This is a genomic window from Anoxynatronum buryatiense (assembly GCF_900182905.1).
In the GTDB taxonomy this organism is placed as follows: Bacteria; Bacillota; Clostridia; order Peptostreptococcales; family Tindalliaceae; genus Anoxynatronum; species Anoxynatronum buryatiense.
The window spans coordinates 82,730-103,824 of sequence record NZ_FXUF01000015.1; the positions used below are offsets into that span (position 1 = coordinate 82,730).

The 21,095-nt window shown below is 48.0% G+C and carries 21 protein-coding genes; 3 read left to right on the top strand and 18 right to left on the bottom strand.

All coding sequences use genetic code 11. The features are described 5' to 3' along the window. Window positions 1–30 precede the first annotated feature (30 nt). Genes QOL74_RS15420 through QOL74_RS15430 form a run of 3 tightly spaced genes read left to right on the top strand, consistent with a single transcriptional unit; the run spans window position 31 to window position 3,040 of the window. Window positions 31–1,056 (top strand): ABC transporter permease, encoded by a 1,026-nt coding sequence (locus tag QOL74_RS15420; protein WP_346771758.1) that lies wholly within the window; start codon window positions 31–33, stop codon window positions 1,054–1,056. A 15-nt stretch (window positions 1,057–1,071) separates the two neighbouring features. After that, the gene (locus tag QOL74_RS15425) at window positions 1,072–2,076 is read left to right on the top strand and encodes an ABC transporter ATP-binding protein (protein WP_283410395.1); all 1,005 of its coding nucleotides are present in this window, start codon (window positions 1,072–1,074) and stop codon (window positions 2,074–2,076) included. After that, window positions 2,069–3,040, top strand: coding sequence for an ABC transporter ATP-binding protein (locus QOL74_RS15430; RefSeq protein WP_283410396.1), 972 nt, complete (start codon window positions 2,069–2,071; stop codon window positions 3,038–3,040). Before QOL74_RS15425 ends, QOL74_RS15430 begins: the two co-directional genes overlap by 8 nt. Before the next feature lie 245 nt (window positions 3,041–3,285). Here the strand turns inward: QOL74_RS15430 and mtnK are convergent, their stop codons facing one another. From mtnK to QOL74_RS15520, 18 genes are all read right to left on the bottom strand, one after another. Continuing rightward, window positions 3,286–4,461, bottom strand: a complete 1,176-nt coding sequence (gene mtnK, locus QOL74_RS15435; protein WP_283410397.1) for an S-methyl-5-thioribose kinase — start codon at window positions 4,459–4,461, stop codon at window positions 3,286–3,288. Window positions 4,462–4,623: 162 nt separating this feature from the next. Next, window positions 4,624–4,827, bottom strand: coding sequence for a YjfB family protein (locus tag QOL74_RS15440; protein WP_283410398.1), 204 nt, complete (start codon window positions 4,825–4,827; stop codon window positions 4,624–4,626). 23 nt (window positions 4,828–4,850) lie between these two features. Continuing rightward, entirely contained in the window at window positions 4,851–5,597 is a 747-nt protein-coding gene (locus QOL74_RS15445) for an HI0074 family nucleotidyltransferase substrate-binding subunit (RefSeq protein ID WP_283410399.1), read from the bottom strand. A gap of 63 nt (window positions 5,598–5,660) precedes the next feature. Continuing rightward, a complete protein-coding gene (locus QOL74_RS15450; RefSeq protein WP_283410400.1) occupies window positions 5,661–6,584 on the bottom strand; it encodes a GNAT family N-acetyltransferase in 924 nt (307 codons plus the stop codon). Between the two features lie 99 nt (window positions 6,585–6,683). Further along, on the bottom strand, window positions 6,684–7,346 hold the full coding sequence (fliS, locus tag QOL74_RS15455; RefSeq protein ID WP_283410418.1) for a flagellar export chaperone FliS: 663 nt from the start codon (window positions 7,344–7,346) through the stop codon (window positions 6,684–6,686). A gap of 263 nt (window positions 7,347–7,609) precedes the next feature. Further along, complete coding sequence (pseC, locus tag QOL74_RS15460; RefSeq protein WP_283410401.1) at window positions 7,610–8,833, bottom strand: UDP-4-amino-4,6-dideoxy-N-acetyl-beta-L-altrosamine transaminase; 1,224 nt, start codon at window positions 8,831–8,833, stop codon at window positions 7,610–7,612. A gap of 136 nt (window positions 8,834–8,969) precedes the next feature. After that, window positions 8,970–9,917: a dTDP-glucose 4,6-dehydratase gene (locus tag QOL74_RS15465; RefSeq protein WP_283410419.1), complete on the bottom strand. Its 948-nt coding sequence runs from the start codon at window positions 9,915–9,917 to the stop codon at window positions 8,970–8,972. Between the two features lie 66 nt (window positions 9,918–9,983). Continuing rightward, entirely contained in the window at window positions 9,984–10,700 is a 717-nt protein-coding gene (locus QOL74_RS15470; protein ID WP_283410402.1) for a cytidylyltransferase domain-containing protein, read from the bottom strand. Window positions 10,701–10,718: 18 nt separating this feature from the next. Beyond that, the gene (locus QOL74_RS15475; RefSeq protein WP_283410403.1) at window positions 10,719–11,816 is read right to left on the bottom strand and encodes a PseG/SpsG family protein; all 1,098 of its coding nucleotides are present in this window, start codon (window positions 11,814–11,816) and stop codon (window positions 10,719–10,721) included. A 67-nt stretch (window positions 11,817–11,883) separates the two neighbouring features. Continuing rightward, window positions 11,884–13,251 (bottom strand): ANL family adenylate-forming protein, encoded by a 1,368-nt coding sequence (locus tag QOL74_RS15480; RefSeq protein WP_283410404.1) that lies wholly within the window; start codon window positions 13,249–13,251, stop codon window positions 11,884–11,886. After that, window positions 13,251–13,943 carry an SDR family NAD(P)-dependent oxidoreductase gene (locus tag QOL74_RS15485; protein WP_283410405.1) on the bottom strand — a complete coding sequence of 231 codons (693 nt, stop codon included), beginning with the start codon at window positions 13,941–13,943 and terminating at the stop codon, window positions 13,251–13,253. The genes QOL74_RS15480 and QOL74_RS15485 overlap by 1 nt, the downstream gene beginning before the upstream one ends. Continuing rightward, window positions 13,940–14,251: a hypothetical protein gene (locus QOL74_RS15490; protein WP_283410406.1), complete on the bottom strand. Its 312-nt coding sequence runs from the start codon at window positions 14,249–14,251 to the stop codon at window positions 13,940–13,942. The genes QOL74_RS15485 and QOL74_RS15490 overlap by 4 nt, the downstream gene beginning before the upstream one ends. Before the next feature lie 4 nt (window positions 14,252–14,255). Continuing rightward, window positions 14,256–14,837, bottom strand: a complete 582-nt coding sequence (locus QOL74_RS15495; protein WP_283410407.1) for a GNAT family N-acetyltransferase — start codon at window positions 14,835–14,837, stop codon at window positions 14,256–14,258. After that, the gene (pseI, locus tag QOL74_RS15500) at window positions 14,834–15,874 is read right to left on the bottom strand and encodes a pseudaminic acid synthase (RefSeq protein ID WP_283410408.1); all 1,041 of its coding nucleotides are present in this window, start codon (window positions 15,872–15,874) and stop codon (window positions 14,834–14,836) included. The genes QOL74_RS15495 and pseI overlap by 4 nt, the downstream gene beginning before the upstream one ends. Before the next feature lie 59 nt (window positions 15,875–15,933). Then, window positions 15,934–17,067 (bottom strand): glycosyltransferase family 2 protein, encoded by a 1,134-nt coding sequence (locus QOL74_RS15505; protein ID WP_283410409.1) that lies wholly within the window; start codon window positions 17,065–17,067, stop codon window positions 15,934–15,936. Window positions 17,068–17,110: 43 nt separating this feature from the next. Next, the gene (locus tag QOL74_RS15510) at window positions 17,111–18,538 is read right to left on the bottom strand and encodes a CDP-glycerol glycerophosphotransferase family protein (RefSeq protein ID WP_283410410.1); all 1,428 of its coding nucleotides are present in this window, start codon (window positions 18,536–18,538) and stop codon (window positions 17,111–17,113) included. Between the two features lie 26 nt (window positions 18,539–18,564). Further along, a complete protein-coding gene (locus QOL74_RS15515; RefSeq protein ID WP_283410411.1) occupies window positions 18,565–19,914 on the bottom strand; it encodes a Gfo/Idh/MocA family oxidoreductase in 1,350 nt (449 codons plus the stop codon). A 30-nt stretch (window positions 19,915–19,944) separates the two neighbouring features. Continuing rightward, a complete protein-coding gene (locus QOL74_RS15520; RefSeq protein WP_283410412.1) occupies window positions 19,945–20,946 on the bottom strand; it encodes a glycosyltransferase family 2 protein in 1,002 nt (333 codons plus the stop codon). Window positions 20,947–21,095 lie beyond the last annotated feature (149 nt).

Here is a 21,095-nt window from a genome sequence, read left to right on the forward strand (position 1 = left end):
CCTGGATGCCGAAGAGGAGGCCTTACGACGATGCAAGAAAAACACGAAGAAAAGCTTGTCCTTGATCAAGAACTGCGGGATGATCCTGTTAAAGAGGATCAGCATCGGCACCCGGAGCATCAGATTCATCATGATAGCCAAACCATTGATGCCCCCATTGAATCTACTGTCAACGCAACTGTCAGTTCAGCCATGAAACCCGCCAACCAGAAAAAACGGAGCCAGTGGCTTGAAGTCTGGCGCCGGTTAAAGCAAAATAAAGCTGCCATGGTGGGCCTGTTCATTATAACCATTCTCATCCTCAGTGCTATTTTCGCCCCCTGGATCGCTCCCTATCACTATGACGACCAGGATCTGCTGCGCACCTTCCAGAGCCCCAGCCGGGAGCACCTGCTGGGAACCGACAACTTTGGCCGTGACATCCTGTCCCGCATCATTTATGGTTCCAGAATTTCTCTCATGGTCGGCTTTATTGCCGTGAGTATTTCCCTCATCGTAGGTGGATTTTTGGGGGCAGTGGCCGGCTACTATGGAGGCCGTTTGGATAACATCATTATGCGGGGAATCGACATCCTCATGGCCATTCCTTCCATACTACTGGCCATCTCCATTGTGGCCTCTTTGGGGCCGGGCCTTCGCAACGTGATGATTGCCGTGGGGATCGCCACCATACCCACTTATGCCCGAATTGTGCGGGCATCGGTGATCACCATCAAAGACCAGGAGTTCATTGAGGCTGCCCGGGCTGTCGGTGCCAATGACATGCGTATCATATCGAAGCACATCATGCCCAATTCCCTGGCCCCCCTGATTGTTCAGGGAACCCTGGGTGTGGCCAATGCCATTCTTTCCGCTGCCGGCCTCAGCTTCATCGGCTTGGGCTTTCAACCACCCACACCTGAATGGGGAGCCATGCTTTCCCAGGGACGCCAGTACATTCGTGATTACTGGCACATGACCACCTTCCCTGGTCTGGCCATTATGACCACCATTTTTGGTTTGAACCTGCTGGGCGACGGATTAAGGGATGCCCTTGATCCAAGGCTCAAGAATTAAGAGGGGCTGATTTGATTGAGTGAAGCAACCAAATTGCTGGAAATAAAAGATTTAACCATCCACTATATCACCCATGAGGGTACTACCAAGGCTGTTAACAACATGAGCCTGGAGATCAATGAGGGCGAGACCCTGGGGCTGGTGGGAGAAACCGGTGCCGGTAAAACCACCACTGCTTTGGGCATTATGCAGTTGGTGCCTGACCCACCGGGCAAGGTTCTCAACGGCGAAATTCTGTACCGGGGGGAAGATCTGCTGAAAAAGCGGCCTTCAGAAATCCGCAAGATTCGGGGAAATAAGATCTCCATGATTTTCCAGGATCCCATGACTTCCCTGAACCCGGTGATGACCGTTGGTGATCAGATTGCCGAGGTGATCCAACTGCACCAAAAGGTGAGCGCTGCCGAAGCCACCAAGCGTTCCCTTAACATGCTCACCACCGTTGGTATTCCACCGGAGCGCTCCACCGAGTACCCTCATCAGTTTTCGGGGGGCATGAAACAGCGGGTGATCATCGCCATCGCGTTGGCCTGTAACCCGGAGCTGCTCATTTCTGACGAGCCCACCACAGCGCTGGATGTCACCATTCAAGCCCAGGTACTTGAACTGATGAATAAACTGAAAAGGGAGTTTCGCACTTCCATGATTATGATCACCCATGACCTGGGAATCGTGGCTGAAATCTGCGACAAGGTGGCCATTATGTATGCGGGGAACGTTGTTGAAAATACCACCAAAGAGAAACTTTTCACCGACCCCAAGCATCCCTACACACTGGGACTCTTTGGCTCTATTCCCAATATTGAAGAAGACGATGCCCGGCTGAAGCCCATCAAAGGATTAATGCCCGACCCCACTGATCTGCCACCCGGCTGTCCTTTCCACCCCCGGTGTCCCAAAGCCATGCCCGTATGCTCCCAGAGGGAGCCTGCCCGCACAGAAATTGCACCCGACCACGCGGTGAGTTGTTTTCTTTACGAAGCGATTACCCCCGAAGAGGCAGGTGAATTGAATGGCTGAAAAGCTGCTGGAAGCCAAAAATCTCAAAAAATATTTTCACACCAAAAAAGGCCTGCTGCATGCAGTGGATGATGTGAACCTCTACATTAACAAGGGTGAAACCCTTGGTCTGGTTGGTGAATCAGGCTGCGGCAAGTCTACCACAGGCCGTGTGCTGTTGCGTCTGCTGGAGGCTACCGCCGGAGAAATCTGGTTTGAAGGTGAGAACATTCTCACCTACAACAAGGACCAAATGCGAAAAATGCGCCAGGAAATGCAGATTGTGTTTCAGGACCCCTTTGCATCACTGAACCCTAGGATGAGCATCTCTGAAATCATCTCGGAGCCTCTGGTGGTAAATAAAGTCTACCGGGCTAAAACAGATATGCAGCAACGGGTGGAAGAATTGATGGACACAGTGGGGCTGGCCCGCCGCCTTATCAACACCTACCCCCACGAACTGGACGGCGGCCGCCGCCAGCGAATCGGCATTGCCCGGGCCCTGGCTCTGAAGCCAAAGTTCATCGTGCAGGATGAGCCTGTCTCAGCGCTGGACGTCTCTATTCAGGCACAAATTCTGAACCTGATGATGGACCTGCAGGCAGAGTTTGGATTAACGTATCTCTTCATTTCTCATGATTTGAGCGTGGTGAAGCATGTGAGTAACCGAATCGCCGTCATGTACCTGGGGAAAATTGTAGAACTGTCGGAGTACAACAGCATCTTTAAAGACCCCCTCCACCCCTATACCCAGGCATTGTTATCGGCCATTCCTGTTCCTTCGCTGCACTCCAGCAAGGAAAAAATTATTCTGGAAGGGGATATTCCAAGCCCCATCAACCCGCCGGATGGCTGCCGATTTTATGGCCGTTGCCAACACCGACAGGAAATCTGCAAAGCGACCACCCCTGAACTAAGGGAGCTGGAGCCGGAGCGGTATGTGGCCTGTCATTTCGCAAAAGAACTGAAACCTGCCAGTGTCTAGCGGCAGGGCAGGGAATAAGTAATAGGGAATAGTGAATAAGAAGCTTAAAACCATTGTAAAGGCTAAGTTGACAACTTTTTGTGTATGTTATTTCCTATATGACAAAGAAACAGCCTGCGGCGTGAGAGAACTCATGCTACAGGCTGTTTTTTCACCCAAAATCTCGTATGATCCACTTTTATATGTTGTATTTTACGATTTGCGGGGAATTCCGGCAGGTTATGTGTAAAAAAAGGCCGCTATTATCAGATTCCCTGACAACCAGTTTGCTGGGCCAACTCCCGAATTCTGCCGGGTCCGTCCCCTGGCACACGGAGCAACTCAGTGGCCATACAGATCAGCTCACAGTCGATCTCCCGGCGCTGGGCAGGGTCATCAATTCGCTCCAAATCACTGACAGTGGTCATCCCCGCCACCCGGCGCACCATTTCAGCAGCGGCATAACCCGCTGCATCCTCCCACACCTGATGAAGGAATTTTTCCAGCCATACTTTGGGCCATTCCCGGGCATCCAAACGACGCCAGGAAAGCCTCATTTCCCGGGAAAAAGCCTCCCACATGTCTTCCACCATTTTCAAATGCCTCTCCGGTTTTCCCTGTGCTATCCAGTTAATCAGCAGGCTTCCCATGAGAAGGCCCACGTCAAAACCCATGGGGCCATAAGTGGCAAACTCCAGGTCAATAACCTTGGCGGTGCTTTGATCTGCCAGAATACTGCCCAGGTGAAGGTCCCCATGAATCAATGCCTGGGCGCTGTTACGAAAACGGTACCGAAGGGTGGCCATGCGCTCCAGAACAATGGGATCCTGCCGCAGGGTCTGCACTTCTTTTCGCTGATCCACTTCTTCCCGATTTCCCCAGCCTCCATCTTTAAAGGGGTTTAGGAGAATCAAGTCTTCTGTCAGTCTGGCCAGATAAGGATTGGCAAATTTTGCCCGTTTTTTCCGTTTTTCCACCGTTGGCTGACCGAAATCGGAGGTTTTGCTCAATACCTGCCCCAGATAGCGCCCCATTTGCTTGCCCAGCAGGGGGAAGTGCTCGCCGGCATTCAGGGCTTTTCGCACCTCCTGACGTGGCCGCAGATCCTGGATAATCATCACATAGGCCTGGGGATCATGACGGTATAGTTCTGGCACACGCTCCGGACAGCAGACATGGTGAAGCTGCATGGCGGCTGCTTCAATATTGAGGCGCTCCGGTGTCAGGGGCCAGCCCTTGCCAATGCGGCGCACGTAGGGCAGGGCCTGCTTCACCACTACTGAACGGCCCGGGTCTTCTTCTGACCAGACTCGAAATACCAGGTTAATGGTCTGGTCTCCCAGAGCCTCCGCTCTGAGATGATGGTTGGGGCTGAAAATCCCCTTGCCATTGGGATCTTCATGCATGTACGTCACCACGGTTTCAAGTGTTAATGGTTCCAACTGCCTCCTCCTCCCGTTAAAAGCATTGTTTAGTCATTTATACCCGGAATATGCCCAGTTATGCTCCGGTTCAGTTCATTGTTATGATATTGCATCCTTATGTAAAAGGACCCCTGCAAGTCTTCCGTTGCAGAGATCCATCCGATACCAGAAAGACACATCTTAAATGTATACATCCAACGCAGCACCCAAATGGGGCATCACTGACTGCTCCATGTTGGAAACGGAGGCATCTGCCCGAATCATTTCTTTCAACATTTCCTGCTGCATTTCCACCGAATCCATAGCCATTTTCATGACCTTCACATTGGCCGACTGCTGCACCTGCACCTGGCTTAAACCTGTTGAAGCTGCTGCCACATTCATAAGGTTTCCTCCTTTCAGACAGACTACTCCTGTTTTTCAATGGTATCTATCCGTCTTGTCATCGTTGTTTCAAAATCGATTAAAATATCAAGATACTTCTCTTTTATATGGTCCCTTATCGTCCAGGCTGTTTCTTCGTCGTATGTGTGTGATGTCATATTGCGATCCTGCAACATTTGCAGCCATCCGTCCCCCTCTGCAATCAGGCCTTCCTTATAGGCTTCCCTAATGGCACTTCTGGGGTTGGTTGCTTCATTGTTTCCCATATACTGGAGATACGCTTTCATCAGCTTCCATGCCAGCTCATAGGTAAATTCGAAACGCTTGATGGTGGCATCCAATACTAAATCATCTGCATGGGGATCTCTTGCCAGACTGTCTTTTAATTTTCCCAAGGCCTTTTGAAAATCCTTGCATTTGAAGAAAAGCTTGTTGGCAGTCAGTAGAATCCCCCCTTCTTTAGTTGTGCAGAAAAGCAACTTTCCCTGAGTATCAATTTCATTTCGCAAGGCATCATTGGTTATCTGTTGATAGTCAATTAAATCCACCGTATGAATGATTTCAGCCTTCTCCAAATCTTCCTTAACCGCATGCAACGCCTTCCCCTGATCTTTGGTTATAACTGCCAAATCAATATCTGAAGCATTCTGATAGTCGCCTCTGGCACGGGAGCCATATAAAACGACTTTTTCCAGTATGGCGGCACGCTTTTCAAAAATACGTGTCAATGCTGACATTTCTTTTTTGGTTAAACCATATAGGCTCTCCATGGGAGCTCCCCCATTCATGGTTTGATACATTGTCTTTTATCCATTCCTTCGGAGAAGCGCGCTTCACAGTTGCTTTTCCAGCACCAGCTGTGTTTCAGTGACTGAAAAGCCCTGCTTTTGGTATAATCTCAAGGCATTTTCATTGGAGCCGGCCACCAGTAATGAGGCGCTTTCAACGCCAAGCTGCCCAACCTGTACCAGCAGTTCTTCCAACAGAGCAGTTCCCAGCCCACTGCCCCGAAATGCCTTTGCCACAACGATATCATAGAGGTACGCCTTTGACAAGGGTTCTTTCACCTGTACGGTGGCCATAGCCACCGGCTCTCCGTCAACCAGCAGCACCCAGGGGGTGACAGTGGCATCCTGCCACATCATTTGGAAGCTTTCAGCTTCAGGCTCATAAGCAAAGCCATCTCTAAAAAGGCGCCTGTAGGTTTCTGCTTCACTATGTGTAAAGGGGCGCAGCCTTGGTGTTTCTGGAGGTTTCCCGGTATTCAGAAGAACTCCCAATGAACTTCCGCCTCCCTGTGAGGCGCTTTGGTCCTGGCGAACTTTTGGTAGTTCCTTTTCCATTTCCCATGCATATTGCGCGACTTCAAAGGATCGCCGCTGGAGAAAGTCCAAAGAGTCTTGAAGACTTTCCTTGACCACTGCCTGAAGGGTTCGGCGTCTGTAATGAACGGCATCCGATATCAGTCTTTTGTAAAGCAGGCTTCCCTGGCCCTGATGCCGCCACCTGGGCCTCACCACCATATTGATGGTGCTTTTCCTGTCTGCTGCTGGTTCTTCATCAAAAAGAGTTCCCAGTCCTGTCAGCTCTTCGCCGCTGAAGACGGTCAGCACCCGGTGGGGTGCCTGTTGCAGCACATAATCGAACCATTCTCTTGAAAGGGAATAGGTCAACTCATCGTGTGAGTTGACCTCTTTGACTAACTGTTGAATTGAAGGGTAGTCTGGCGACTGTAGGTGTCGCAGCTTCCATTCCATTGCATCACGCTCCTGCGGCCACTCTCTTCAGCGAATTGTCATCAGGGGTTCCCTGTATCCCCCTGGGCTTTCGCTGAAACCTTTAGGGGCTGTTTCCACTCACTGCTCCATCTTTGCTTTCTTCATGGCATCCTGCCAGGTAGTCCGCATATCGGTGAGCAGTTCAATCGCTTCTTGGGTTTTTGAAGCTGATTTTTCCACGTTGGCTTCCCGCATCAGCCGGTAGATGAAATCATACATGGCGTGAAATTGCTCTGAGATGCCATAGTTTCTATCAAGCCCTCCCATAAGCTCTGCCACAATGGTCTGGGCTCGCAGACTGGCTTCATGGGCCTTTGATTTATCCGCCACTTCCAGATGGATCACTGTCTGTTTCAGAAAGCGCAATGCACCGTCATAAAGCATGAGCACCAGTTCTTCCGGTGTGGCCGTGTTGATCTTGGATTCCAGGTAGGGGTTGGATGCCTTTACATTGTTTTTGGAAGGCTGTGATGCTTTTTTCTTTTCACCTTCCAAATCCAATGTTTTTTTCATTTGGTACAAATTGGGGTTGGGCACCTTCTCCCGGGGAGGCACAAAACCTTCCCGCACCTTAGGCGGCACCGAAACCGGAGTTGCATTCTGGGTCACCTGGTCCACTTGAACTTCTTCCTGTGCACTGCTGATTGCAGGATCCACTTCTTCTTTCTTCGGTTGAGCTGTTGGTTGTACTACAGGCTTATTTTTTGCAAATTTTTGATAGGCTGCATAGGGATTTTTCATTGCCACTGGAACACCTCATTATCTTAATGGAACCTGGTTGACTTAAACGACATGATCGACGTTAACAATTGCCTTTCATGAAGAGTATCGTCACTCCAATGCTTCTACTTTAGGTCATTTTCCCTGTTTTTAATGGTGCCTCCATTGAACCTGTTGAACCTGATGCTTTATTCTTTTTGCTTCACTACTTCTTTGTTCCCTTATTCATTTGCTTCTTCATTTCTTTCTTTCATATTTCTTTGTTTTGATGCCTTTCATTGCTTTCACTTGCCTTCGTAGGCCATCACCTTTTTCACCGCTGTCACCACATCACTGGCATCTTCATCTGACATGGCGGGGTAGAGAGGCAGCGTGATGCAGGATTCATAATAGGCTTCTGCCTGGGGGCAAATCCCCTTCTGATAGCCCAGTTGCTGGTAATAAGGATGCCAGTACACCGGCAGGTAATGCACGTTCACACCAATATTTTCTGCCCGAAGGGCATCAAAGAACCATCGGCGCCGGTCCATGGTGTTTTTTCCTCTCAGCCGAATGACGTATAAATGCCAGGCAGAAATCGCTTCTGGAGAAAGGTGAGGAAGCTGAAGAGCTTCCAATGGCGAAAACGCCTGCTGATAAAAGGCCGCCAGCTGCTGCCGTCGTTCCAGAAACAAGTGGATTTTTTTCAGTTGGCTGATTCCCAGAGCACTTTGCAGGTCGGTGAGGCGGTAATTGTAGCCTAAAAGCCTTTGGGCCTGGTACCAAGGGCCATGAGCCTCTTCCAAACCTTCACCTGTGCCACTTTGCTCTGCCGCCTTGGTGATCCCATGACTGCGGAACAGCCTTAATTTTTCAGCCAGCTGCGCATCACTGGTAACCACCGCGCCGCCTTCTCCGGTGGTAATCAGTTTCACCGGATGAAAGCTGCAGGTGGTCATATGGGCCAGGCATCCTACGGGGGTTCCCTTCCATGACCCGCCCAAAGAATGGGCGGCGTCTTCAATGACTATCAGGCCATGCTTTTCGGCAATGGCCATAATGGCCTCCATATTGGCTGGCTGACCAGTGAAATCCACCGGAATAATGGCTTTGGTGCGGGGGGTGATGGCTTTTTCAATGGCTGTCGGGTCAATGTTCCAGGTGAGGGGATCAATGTCGGCAAACACCGGGGTGCCTCCCTGATACAGCACGGCATTGGCAGAGGCCGCAAAGGTGATGGGGGTGGTAATCACTTCATCTCCCGGGCCGATTCCCGCTGCATGACAGGCCGCATGGAGGGCGGCTGTGCCGTTGGAAACACTGACGGCATAAGCTGCTCCTGCTTTTTCTGCCAGCGCTTTTTCAAAAGCCTCCACCGAGGGGCCTGTGGTCAGGTAGTCACTTTGCAATGCTGCGTGCACCACTGCCTCGTCTTCGGGGGTAATCCACTGCTTGCCATATGGCAGTAACTGGCTGCGCACCGGTTGACCACCGTGAATGGCCAGCGGGCTTTCAATTGATGATTTCATAAAGGATTCCTCCTGATACATGCTGTGTATCATACCATATTCACTGCACTGCTTCTTTTCTGATGTAGCTGTTCTTCATGCTCCTTATTCTGCAGCTGAAGGGAGGGATCTTGTTGCCGCTACACGCTACATCGCGCTACACCAGGGAAGGATTTTGTCGAATCCATTCCCTGGTACGGGAGATCCCCTCTTCCAGCGTCACCTGGGGGTGCCATCCCAGCAGACGGCTGGCTTTTTCATGATTGCACAACAGCTTAGCAATTTCACTCTGGGGATGGATATGGGGAACATGTTGAATCCTGTCTGCCTGTGGTTCAATCATGGCTGCCAGGTCATTGATGGTGATATCCCGGCCAAGACCGGCATTGAGAATTTCTCCGTGTACCTGATCCGACATGCCGGCATTCACCACAAAATCGGCGCAGTCTTCCACAAAAAGAAGGTCCCGGGTTTGGGTACCGTCGCCGTAGATGTTTAGGGTCTCACCTGCCAGATGACGTTTGATGAAAATGGCCACCACGCCCCCTTCCCCACCGGTTTTCTGGAAGGGCCCGTAAGTGTTGAAGGGACGCACCACCACCGTGGGCAACCCGTAAGCATGCCAGTAGGACAGCACCATGTTCTCCCCGGCAATCTTACTGCCGGCGTAGGGAGAAACGGGTTTGATGGGATCTGTTTCGCTGATGCCCTCCGGGCGGGAGGCTTGATCATACACCATGCAGGTGCTCATGAAAACCAGGGGTGTTTTCCATTTTCGACAGCATTCCAGCACATTGAAGGTGCCCACCACATCGTTGTCGAAGGTGGTTTGGGGATCGTCGATGCTGTCTTGCACGTTAATGCTGGCCCCCAGGTGATAGCATCGGTGGAAGCTGTTTTCAAAAAGACTTTCCAGTAATGAACGGTCTTTGATGTCCCCTTCAGTCACTGACATCAACAGAGGATGACCCTGAAACTCCGCCAGGTTTTCTTTTCGTCCGTTGGAAAAATCATCCAGCACCCATACCCGGTGCTGTTCCTCCAACAGTTTTTTCACCACCCATCGTCCGATAAACCCGGCTCCGCCGGTGACAAGTATATTCAATGTGGTCAGCTCCTTTTTTGTGTCGATGATCTTCACAGGCTCCCACCTGGAAAATGCTCCGTTTTTCTATGTATCCGCCAGGGTTTTCTGCCGTACCTGCGCATTAATGGCAACAATCTCAGGATGTTGGTCCAAAAACAAGATGATTTCACCGGCGCTGGCATGGCGGTTCCCCATCCCCTCCGCCACCTTTGTCACCACTTCATAGTCAGCTTCTTCATCCACGCACAGCCGGTAGGGTCGCTGATAGCGGGTACCCAGCGATGCTTTTCCTACTCTAAACTGTTCCGGATGGGTGTAAAGATAAGATGTGACGTGCTCTGTATACATTGGCTCATCTGCTTTTTCTTCGGCTTCATACAACGCCGTCGCGGCGACCACTTCCACATCCAGCCCCCGAATGGATGAGACGCTCGCATAATCCAGTTCCTGCATCCTGTGACAAAGAATTCCATAATCCACCAGCTGAGGATCCACAAAAGGACAGTCACCGGTGATGCGAATCACCGTCTTGGCTCCGTAATGGCGACTGCAGTCACCATAGCGTCTGAGGACATGCGTCTCATCTCCCCGGAAGACTTGGAAACCAGCTTGTTTCACCGCTTCAGCCAGGGGATCGTCCTGGGGGAGATGGGAAGTAGCCAGTACCAGCTGGTCCACGTACTTTGATGCTTGAAGCCGTTGTAAGGTTTGTAAAATCATGGGTTGACCCGCCAGCTCCATCAATACTTTTCCAGGAAGTCTGGTGGAAGCCATTCGGGCCTGGACAATACAAAGGTTCATTTTCCCGCCTCATTTCCTTCATCGATTGTTGTTTGCCAGCAGCGCCGCCGCCACTCGCTCCGGACCGCGGCCATCCACCAGCCGCTGCATTTTGCGGCTGGATGTCTGACGCCAAAGGAGGTCTTCCGTCGCCGACAGCAACATTTTTTGATAGTACTGACTGTCAAGTCTTTTATGCCCGCCAAGAGACCTCACCAGACCCCTTTTTTCCATGGCGTTCACAAAGGGTTCCTGATTTTCCGCCAACACCAACGCTAGTGTGGGCACTCCCCAAGCCGCCAGCTCATATACAGTTCCTCCGCCAGCTGAGATTGCCAGGTCCATCTTTTTCATCATGGCCGCCACCTGGTCGGCTGCCATGCGGGGGTATACCTGAATCCCCTGCAAGTTCTGTGTCTGTTGCTCCCAGGTATGAAAAAGCGGCCCCTGTGCCCCGGTGAGGAGATGAAGGGTCACCGGTTTGGAGGCCATAGCTTCCAGTTTTGGGTAAATCTCCCACGTCCATTGCAGCAGTTTTTCCTGCCAGCCTTTCTGGTTCCCGCCGCCTGTCATAATGAGCACGTTTAAAACAGTCTCACCCAGTTCTTTAATCGGAAGATCTCTGAAATCATTGCGCAGAAGAGCGTATTGCCCTCCTGCCAATTTCATTGGAATGGAGAGATTTTCGTAAAAACCACCGGGTTGCAGTTCTTCTTCAGCACCCACCTGATGGTTCACTAAAAAATCAGCTTCTGAAATCCGATGATGATAATCATCCAGATAACCCACCTGATGAGCGGTATGCTTCAACTGGAGAACCCAGTCCGGCGACAAGTCGTAGCGATCCAGCACCATTACCTTTTCTTCCGGATCACCTGCCTGCAAGGCCATAAGCCCCATTACTTTGGCCAAAGCATCACGGGTGTCCTGCTGCTGCCATCCGCCCTGTTGACACGCCTTCGCCAGTGGATAGCTCAAAAGGCTGCCCGGAAAATCCATGGAAACCGGCGATTCTCCTGCCACCAGAAAGGTCTGACACCCCTTTTCTCTGAAGGCTTCTGCCAGGGCACCGCATCGGGTCACATGGCCCATTCCCAGAATCGGATTCCCTTCGGTGATCAGGTAAATCTGCTTCATGGACACCACTGCTTTCTCATGCATATTAAGGGTGACCCAGGGTCACTCATTCACGCTTTATTTGTTGCTATTTGATTTCATATGACACCATGCCGTCTCTTTGACTGCGATTTCGTTTGAACCGCTGATTCTCAAAAGTGTTTTCTGTCAGTTCAATTTTAACCGGACACTTAAACTTGGCCAGACGTTGACGACAATGGGTTTTCAACTGTTTGATGAATTCCCGGTGATGATGCTCTCCGCCAACCGCCACCGTGGCGGCCACCACCTGGCCCGTAAGAGGATTGGAAACGCCGTACACCCAGGCATCCTTCACACCTTCCACTTCCAGCAAGATGCTCTCCACCTCTGCCGGATAGACCTTTTCGCCGCCCACATTGATTATTTCTGAATCGCGTCCCAGAAAGCGAACATACTCCCCTTCCACTTCCACCCGGTCCTGGGTGTTGAACCAGCCCGCTTCATCAAAGGGGGATGGAGCGTTAAGGTATCCCAGCATGGCGCTCTCAGCCTTAATCCACAGCTTTCCATCCACAATCTTAGTCTGGTAATCCTCTCCTCCAATTTTAACCCACAAAGAATCATTGGATTTGGATTTGGTGCGCATAATCCCCAGCTCCGATAATCCATAGGTCTGTTTCAGTGTCACCGGGGGCAGAATTTGATGAAGCCGTTGCAGCGTGCTTTCAGGCATGGGTTCCGTGCCGTAGGTAATCATTTTCAGACTGGTAAGGTCATGGGATTCATAGGCCCGACTGACCAGCAGCAGGTTTAGAAAAGTGGGAGAAGTGGGAAGCAACTCCACCCGATGAGCTTCAATGAGATGGCAAACAGATTCCGGCGTGCGTTCTGTGGGAGTCACCAGCGTTCCCCCGTTAAAGAGGACATGCATCAGCGTGTTAAAACCGCCAATGTGGTCAAACAGTAAAAATGTCATGGTGCGCAGGGCTTTTCTTGGCACCAGAAACTTGGCCATCAAACGCTCCAGATCATGCACCGCTCCTTTAGGCTCTCCAGTAGAACCCGAAGTGAAGAGCACCAACCCGGGACTCTTCTGGGCGATCAATCGGTCATAGAGGGGATGCCCCGCCGACTGCGGATTCAATGGGCTCGGTTCTTCACCTTCAGAAAGGTTGAAAACCAAAGAAGCCTGGGCAATGCCCAGCAACTGTTCTCGATTTTTTATGTGAGGTGACAGGGGGACGATCATGGCATGGTGCTCCATGAGTGCCAGCATCAACGTGATGGCCTTCGGGCCAAAATCACTTTCAATGGCCACTGGGGTTCCCGGGACAAGGTCACACTTCAACAGCTTCGTGTCCCAGCATTCCCACATCGCCAGCAGCTGGGCATGAGTGTAGGCGTCATTGTCATGAATCAGCACCACATGCTCCGGTTGCTGTTGCCATCGTTTTTTAAGAATCGTCAGTTCCATTAAAACACCCCTCCCAGATACACCACCTGACCAGTGATCATCCGGCTTTCAGGTTTAACAAAAAAATCAATCACATGAATCACATCTTCAATGGTGCCGAAGGCATGAATAGCCTGTTGCTTCAGGAGCCCTTGAATCTTCTCCTCTGGTACACCGGCAATCAAATCGGTTTTCACCGGTGCCGGCCCAACGGCGTTCACTGTAATCCCATAGGGAGCCAGTTCTTTGGCGCCTATGCGGGTCAGGGTTTCCACCGCCGCCTTTGAAGCGGCATACACTGCCTCCCCTTCCAGGTTTAAAGGCACTGCCACTGTGGTGAAATTCACGATGCGACCGCCGGGGGATCGCCGCAGTAAACGACACATTTCCCGGGTCATCACCATTGTTCCCAGAGTGTTGACCTCCAGCAGTTGCCTGGCTTTGGCAGTGGGAGTCAACAGCAGGTGATTCATAGCGGCTGCCCCGGCGTTGTTAATCAGCACATCCACTTGATTCTCCTGCTGCCGAATGGATTTCACCATTGCCTGCACCTGCTCATCATTGGAAACATCTGCCTGATAGTGACGGTAGCGGGGATGCTCAATGGTTCCTTCGCCACGACTGCAGCCAAGCACCATATGCCCTTTTTCCAAATAATGCAGCGCTATTCCTTTGCCAATGCCTTTACGGGTACCTGTGATCACCATGATCATTGGCCGTCACCTGCCAGCAGCGTTTTGATATACATACTTAAAGCATCAATCTTGTGAAAGGGATTGTGCTTTTGAGAAAAGGCTTTTTCATCCATTAACGTGATGCTTTCCCCATACTTGTCGTGAACCAGGTCTTCTAAAATCATCACAAGATTCACAAAGTCCAGAGAGTCCAGCACCCCTTCTTTTCCAAAAAGAGCCATGTCCTGAGATAAGGTCAGCTTCTGGTCGTCTTCAAGGGTATCATTGAGCTCTTCCAGCCCTTCCCATACCAATTGGTTGAGCGCCCCCTGTTCAATTTGTTTCATCGTATCAACTCCCTCCATTCTGCCACTGGATGTCCGTCACCGGTGCCATGCGCATCAGCATGCGCTTCAGTCCATCTTTTTTATCCTGCCATTCCTGGGGTGATATGGATTGGCGCAATAGCAGGTTTCCGGTCTCCAATGTTTCCTTCCCCAGAGACTGAAAACCAAACTTGCGGTGAAGGGCGATGGTTTTTTCATTGGTGGTCAATGTGCGGCAAAACACTTCGTTCACTGCCAATTCGTTGATGGCATGTTCCAGAATCACATATTCCATCAGCGCCCCCAGTCCCCGGTACTGGTCATGTTCCCGAATGACAAAAAAACCAAACTCCAGAGAATCTGTCTCCCGAAACCAGTCCAGATTCATCACCCCCAAAGGCGTTTCGCCCTCCATGAGCAGGTACACCTGCCGGGTGGGGTGGTGGGGAAGCTTTTGAAGGTAGGCTTCATGGGCTGATTCGCTGATTTCTTCGGACTGGATCATTTGGTTTCGCACAAAAGGCTGGTTCCGCCATTCCCGCAGGTGCCATTTCACCTGGTCTTCCATCATGAGCAGGTTTCGAATATGGTACTCGGATCTATTCATTCTTGCACCATTTCCCAGGTCAGGGGTGTACCTGGCTCCAACACAGCTGCAGCCTTTTTCCCCAATACCGTTTCATAGTGTTTTGGTGCCAGTCCATGGGCGGGGCGTACGACCCGCAGGTTTTCCCGGGTGAAAACATCTCCCGGTGCCATTTCGCAGGCCACAAACAGAGACCGGCGGTGACTTTTACTGACAGCCTCCCCCTCACCCGCTCCATAGCGCACTTCACCCAAAGCCGCCTCCACAGCCCGCACATCTTTCACCATCTGGGCGAATTCTCCGGGTTCCATGGAAAAAGCTGAATCCGGCGTGGGGATTTTCCGGTCAAGGCACAGGTGCTTTTCAATGACACGGGCTCCCAGGGCTACAGCTGTCATTGGGGCGATGCTTCCAAGAGAGTGGTCTGAAAGGCCAACGGCCACTCCATAGGTTTTCCGCATATGCGGAATAGTGTTTAAATGCATGTCTTCCAGGGTGGCCGGGTAGGCGCTGGTGCATTTCAAGAGGCACATCTGCTCATTCCCCTGCGCGCGAACACAGTCCACCGCCTCCTGTATTTCCAGTTCTGTACCCATGCCTGTGGACATGATCATGGGTTTCTGAAGCCGGGCCATATACTTAATGAGGGGGATATCTGTCAGTTCGAAAGAAGCCACCTTGTACATATCCACCCCGATACTTTCCAGAAAATCCACAGCGGTTTCATCAAAAGGAGTGGAGAGGAATCCCAATCCCAGAGCCACCGCCTCTTCTTTCAGCTTCCCCTGCCAGTCCCAAGGGGTTTGTGCCTTCTCGTAAAGGGAATAGAGATTTTCCCCTTTCCATAGCCCGCTGCCAATCTGAAAAGGGGCTTTGTCGCTTTTCAGGGTCATGGTGTCTGGGGTATAGGTTTGCAGCTTGATGGCGTCGGCCCCAGCTTCTTTAGCTGCATATACAATATCTTTCGCATGTTGAAAGTCGCCGCCATGGTTGGCAGACATTTCGGCGATGATATAGGTTTTCCTTTCTTTGTCTCTTTCTTCCATCTTCCAACTCATTTCAGTTTCCTCACATTCTATAAGAGTAGCAGTAGCCTTTAAGACAACTTTTTTGTTTGCTAGTACTTCGTTAAACTCTTTCGCAGTACTCTCTCTGTCAATCTCATCTCTTGGCCGTTTAATGATACGCTCACTAGGTTTTGCTGAGGATCAATATAATCTTTGTTCAGATCATATGCCATTTTAAATCTTTCAGTCGCCTCATTAACCATACCCAGCTTCATTTTACAGCATCCCAAGTTATTGAATGCTTCCGGCTTCTGTGCATCTATTAACAATGCCACTTTAAAATATTGGGCAGCTTCTTCATATTCTCCGTCAGAGTACGCACATACGCCTGCATGAAAGTGAAACTCAAAGTCCCATTTGTCTCTATGGATATTGCTTAGATGATTTCTTGAAAGCTCAGTCAACCCAACCTTATAGTATATTTTAGACAGCAGTAGCACTTTTTCCTGTTTGTCAAAGAAAGACTCGTTAACAATTTCTGCAATGCGTTCAACTCCCAACTCTCTCACAATGCTATTTTCGCATAATTTTTGCTTCATGTGATTGTTGGTTAAGTTCTCACCATGCCTTCGATATTGATAAAGGCGATCTTCCTGATAGCAGCCTTTTGTGTTCATCAATAGTCGAATGGAAAAAAAATAGTCTACTGCATGTGTGTACTGCTCAGAATAATAGACGTCTTCATTAAGACATTCTCTCTTGATCATCATCGAAGCTGTTGCTGGCATAAACTGTCTGTATAGTAAATATGCAAGCATATCTTGTCTATGTTTGAAATCGACATCTGCATCTATGCTATAGCATTTATGATCATCCGCATCAATGATGTCCACTGAGCAATAAGTAAAACCACAGTCGGCATTTTCTCTCAATGCTTGAACTTGCCTTTCCAATTTATCTTGCCTATAAAGATCGTCTGCATCTAAAAAAGCTATCAGCTCACTATTCGACATCCTCAAACCCAGATTTCTTGCCGAAGCTTCTCCTCCATTTTTTTGATAATAGTATTTTATACGTTTGTCTTTAATGGACGAAACTATGTCAGACGTTCGATCCTGTGAACCATCATCTATAATGATCAGCTCTAAGTGCGTGTATGTTTGATTTAATACTGATTTAATTGCTTTTGCGACATATTTTTCGCCATTATATACTGGTATCACTACTGAAACTAATGGTTTCACGACTCACCTCCACATCAGATTATCATGATTATCTCACATTTTCTCATCGAGAAATCATGATGTGCTGGATTTCATGCCATAGTCGCAAAGAAGCTTTTTCGTCTTCTTTTTCATGTACAACCCGCTTAACCCAGTCCCTTTGTTTTGAATAATGGTCTTCTCCTATAATCAAATTCTTCATCTCAATCATCAGCTCCGACTGACTGGTCACTTTTGCTCCTGGAGCCCAAACATCGTACGGTTCAAGTAAAAAACCTCTTTTCTGCTGATATTCTGCTATATCTACAGGTGTGAATATTAATGGTCTGTCAAGGAGAAGAAAGTCAAAATAGACTGATGAATAATCTGTAATGAGCATATCAAATGCATTAAGAATCTCATAGAAATCCAGAGAATTCTTCGTAAAATCTTCATCTCTTAGCAGTGTTACTTGCGAAGGGTGTTTTTGGTTGGTGAATACCGTAGTCCAGAAAGGCTCTTCTAAAGGGTGTACTTTAACAAATAGTTCTATTTGATACTTCTTTAAAAATGCTTCCATCTTTTCTTCAGAATAATCGTGGAACCCAAAAACATTTGACCAAGGTTTCGTGGTTGTCTCTTCATCATACCCATAGAACGACTTGCGGAAAGTGGGCGCAAAGAGTACTTTTGTTGTATCGCATGATTTTACACCAACAAGCTTTTTTAGGTTGTTCATGCCTTCAGATAGAAACAGCCAATCGTTTCTTGGCATACCCACGTTCCTCAAAACTGTCTCATCAACATCAAAGCTTAACTTCATGGCCATTCCATATAATGACGAGTAACTGGCCATCAAGGACAGTTGATTCCATTGCGTACGCGTCTTTTTTTGCTCCTGATGATTCGCCACAGTGTTCCCCACGGTTTTCAATGGAAACCCATGCCAGCATTCAACCAGCAGTTGTCCGTCAAGACATGCAACAGGTCCATGCGTCGTAACAACAACACTTGCTGTCAGCAAATGATAAAAGTAATCATTGCATCTTGTATTTTCCTTAACTAAGTAAACTTCGAACCGATCTTTAATGAAATCCGGTTGGTTATTGTAGAGTGCTGTTGTACTGGAACCAGAGTCATTCCTGGATATTAAACAAACTTTGTTGGACTGGATAGACCAGTCTGTTACACCTTCATAGTTATACCGGGCCAGGAACTCACTTGATTTGCGACCCTCTCTAATCTCGTTTAATAACAAAACTTCAAATTTCTTAAATCCCATATTAATCAACTGCTGTGCTATCTGCCCGCTGTATTGACTGGCAATGATTATCCTTGCATTCTTTTGATTAAGTATTTGATTAGGTGATATGACTCGTTTTCCTTCAAACACTTGGTCCCACTTAGCCTTATCGTTGTCACAGAATACGATATTTGCATACTCTTCTTCAACCAATTTGAGCAGTTTTTTTCCATATGTTGACGCGCCAAAAATAATTATTTGATCATTCATTTATGGTTCACCACCATCTTTTTCTCTTATGCTTGCTTTCGTTCTTGTTCTGCAAGTAGTTTTTCAATTACGCTGCTGATTGCAACCGAATCACCCATACGAAGTTTATATGTTTCAGTTTTACCATTTTGAATAATCCTCACAAACTCTGCCAACTCATATCTTAATCCTTCACCATCGAATCTAAAATAGTACTTATTATTTTGACTAGGGTCTTCAAATCGAGTTTCGAAGTAATCTGTTTTCCACCATGGTGCAGGAACATATAGATATCCTTTGGTGCCCGATACAATCAAATCACCTTCGGATTTAACACCCAAACCAACTTTAGCTGTGGCGATTGCATTTTTATACTCCATACTAATTTTTGTGAACACATCAACACCATGATTTTCGTCCATTACCGAAAAATGGTTTATGCTTATATAATCTTCTCCAAGCAGTTTGATAATCGCCAAGAGCGGGTATGATGCCAGTTCAGTTATGCTCCCTCCCCCAGTTTCTTTTTTCAGTTCTCTGACGTCTCCGCCTACCAGTTTTGTGAAGGTTGCATCTATGTTCCTTACTTGTCCTATAACTCCACTCTTTGCAATGGAAATCATACGTAAAAACCCAGGCGCGTAGGCCGTCTTAATTGCCTCCAAAAAAACACAGCCTTGTTTCTTGGCAAGATTGTATAAGTCTTTTGTTTCTTTTGCCGTCAGTGCTATCGGCTTTTCACAAAGCACATGCTTCTTCTCTTCGAGAGCTTTACGAGCATAATCGACATGAGTCAAATGCGGGGTTGCAATATAAACTGCATCCACGCGATTTAAAAAAGCAGCATAATTTGTTTCTGCAAAATTAAGCTCATGAGTCTTTATAAAGCTATCTGCTGCCGATTCATCGCGACCGAAGACTCCTTCGACATTTATCCCACTAACATACTTCGATTCAGGAATAAAACGATTAGCAATTCTGCCGTACCCTGCTACTCCAAGACGTATAATTCCGTTCTGCCTCGCTCTTAAGTCTGTACTGGAAATACCCTTTGTTCTTTCCAGGTATACCACTTCACAATACTCATTAAGATAATCGAATTTTCCCGTCCAATCAGATCCAATGACAAATGCATCTACTTGTCTATTTTGAATATCCTCAATCTTTTGACCTTCGTATTCTTCAATAATGATTTCATCTGCAAAACCACTTTTGCGAACATTTTCAATGCGCTTCATCAAATTTTCCTGCACATTCAGCTTGCCTCTTGAATCATCGTAGCTCTCAGTCGTTACTCCCACAATCAAATAGTCGCCATATTCCCTGGCTCGTTTGAGCAGATTGATATGGCCTTCGTGAAACAGATCAAATGTGCCATATGTAATTACCTTTCTCAATGAGCCCCCACCTTTCGGCTTCCACTTAAATCATACAGACCAAATAAAATCCACCATCGGCTCATATCCATTATCTTTTAGAAAATCTTCCACTTCAACTTTTCCTTTAGTTGTCGCAATGAAGATAAAAGACGTGTTATCAACTGCGGTTTTGGGTGAATATATTTTTTTTGATAAAAAAGTGCCAGTTTTGTATGTATCAATAAAACCCTTTATTCTAACACCCTTCACTACCCTCTTAAGGCTATCAGCAGTAAGTGTACCACCTGCTCCGGTTCCCCAAATATAACAGTCTTTTTTTACATCTACTAGTTCTTTTGCCATCATATATTCTAACCTGACATGAATTTGATCGCAAAGATTGATATGATTCTCAGTTCTAGTTTTCGATTGTCGATGCACTCTGTACTTCAGTAATGTTTTATCTAGATTCTGAATTCCCATTCCTGCAAATACAGCTCTCATCCACAAATCATAATCTTCAGATGGTCTTTGACTGTAGTAGTTCAACTTCTCCAAAGCACTCTTCTTGATCATTAATGACGGATGACAAATTATGTTTTCTCTCAGTAGCATCGCCGGTAAACTTTCAGTGCTTCCAACGACTTTTCCAAATCTCCTCTGAATATCATTTTTATACTCTTCCTCATACTCGCCTATTACTTCTACTTTTGTCCCTAGCAAATCAATATCTGGGTTTGATTCCATGTACGCTACTTGTTCTTCAAGTCTTTTTTCAAGACATACATCATCCGCATCCATACGAGCAATAAGTGGTGAAGAAGCTAATCTTATACCTTCGTTGAGAGATTCAACCAACCCTTTGTTGGTCCGATACACAGCAATTATGCGATTATCCAGCTTTTCATATCTCTTTATCATTTCTGTCGACCCGTCATCAGACCCATCATCAATAATGATAAACTCAAAATTTTTGTGTGTTTGGTTTAACACACTCTCGATTGCTTCCTCGATATATTTGCTCGCGTTATAGACAGGCATCACAACAGACACTTCTACATTTCTTGTCATTTCCAATAACTCCCTTTAGGCTACTTGAAGCCAATGCTTATCATTGTATGTCAGCGGTAATTGTCAAGATAGTTGTCCGAAAAACCTTCCAAATTAAAGTAGAGTTTCTGCATTGTTTGAATAACCGGTTGATATATCGGGATCAAGTA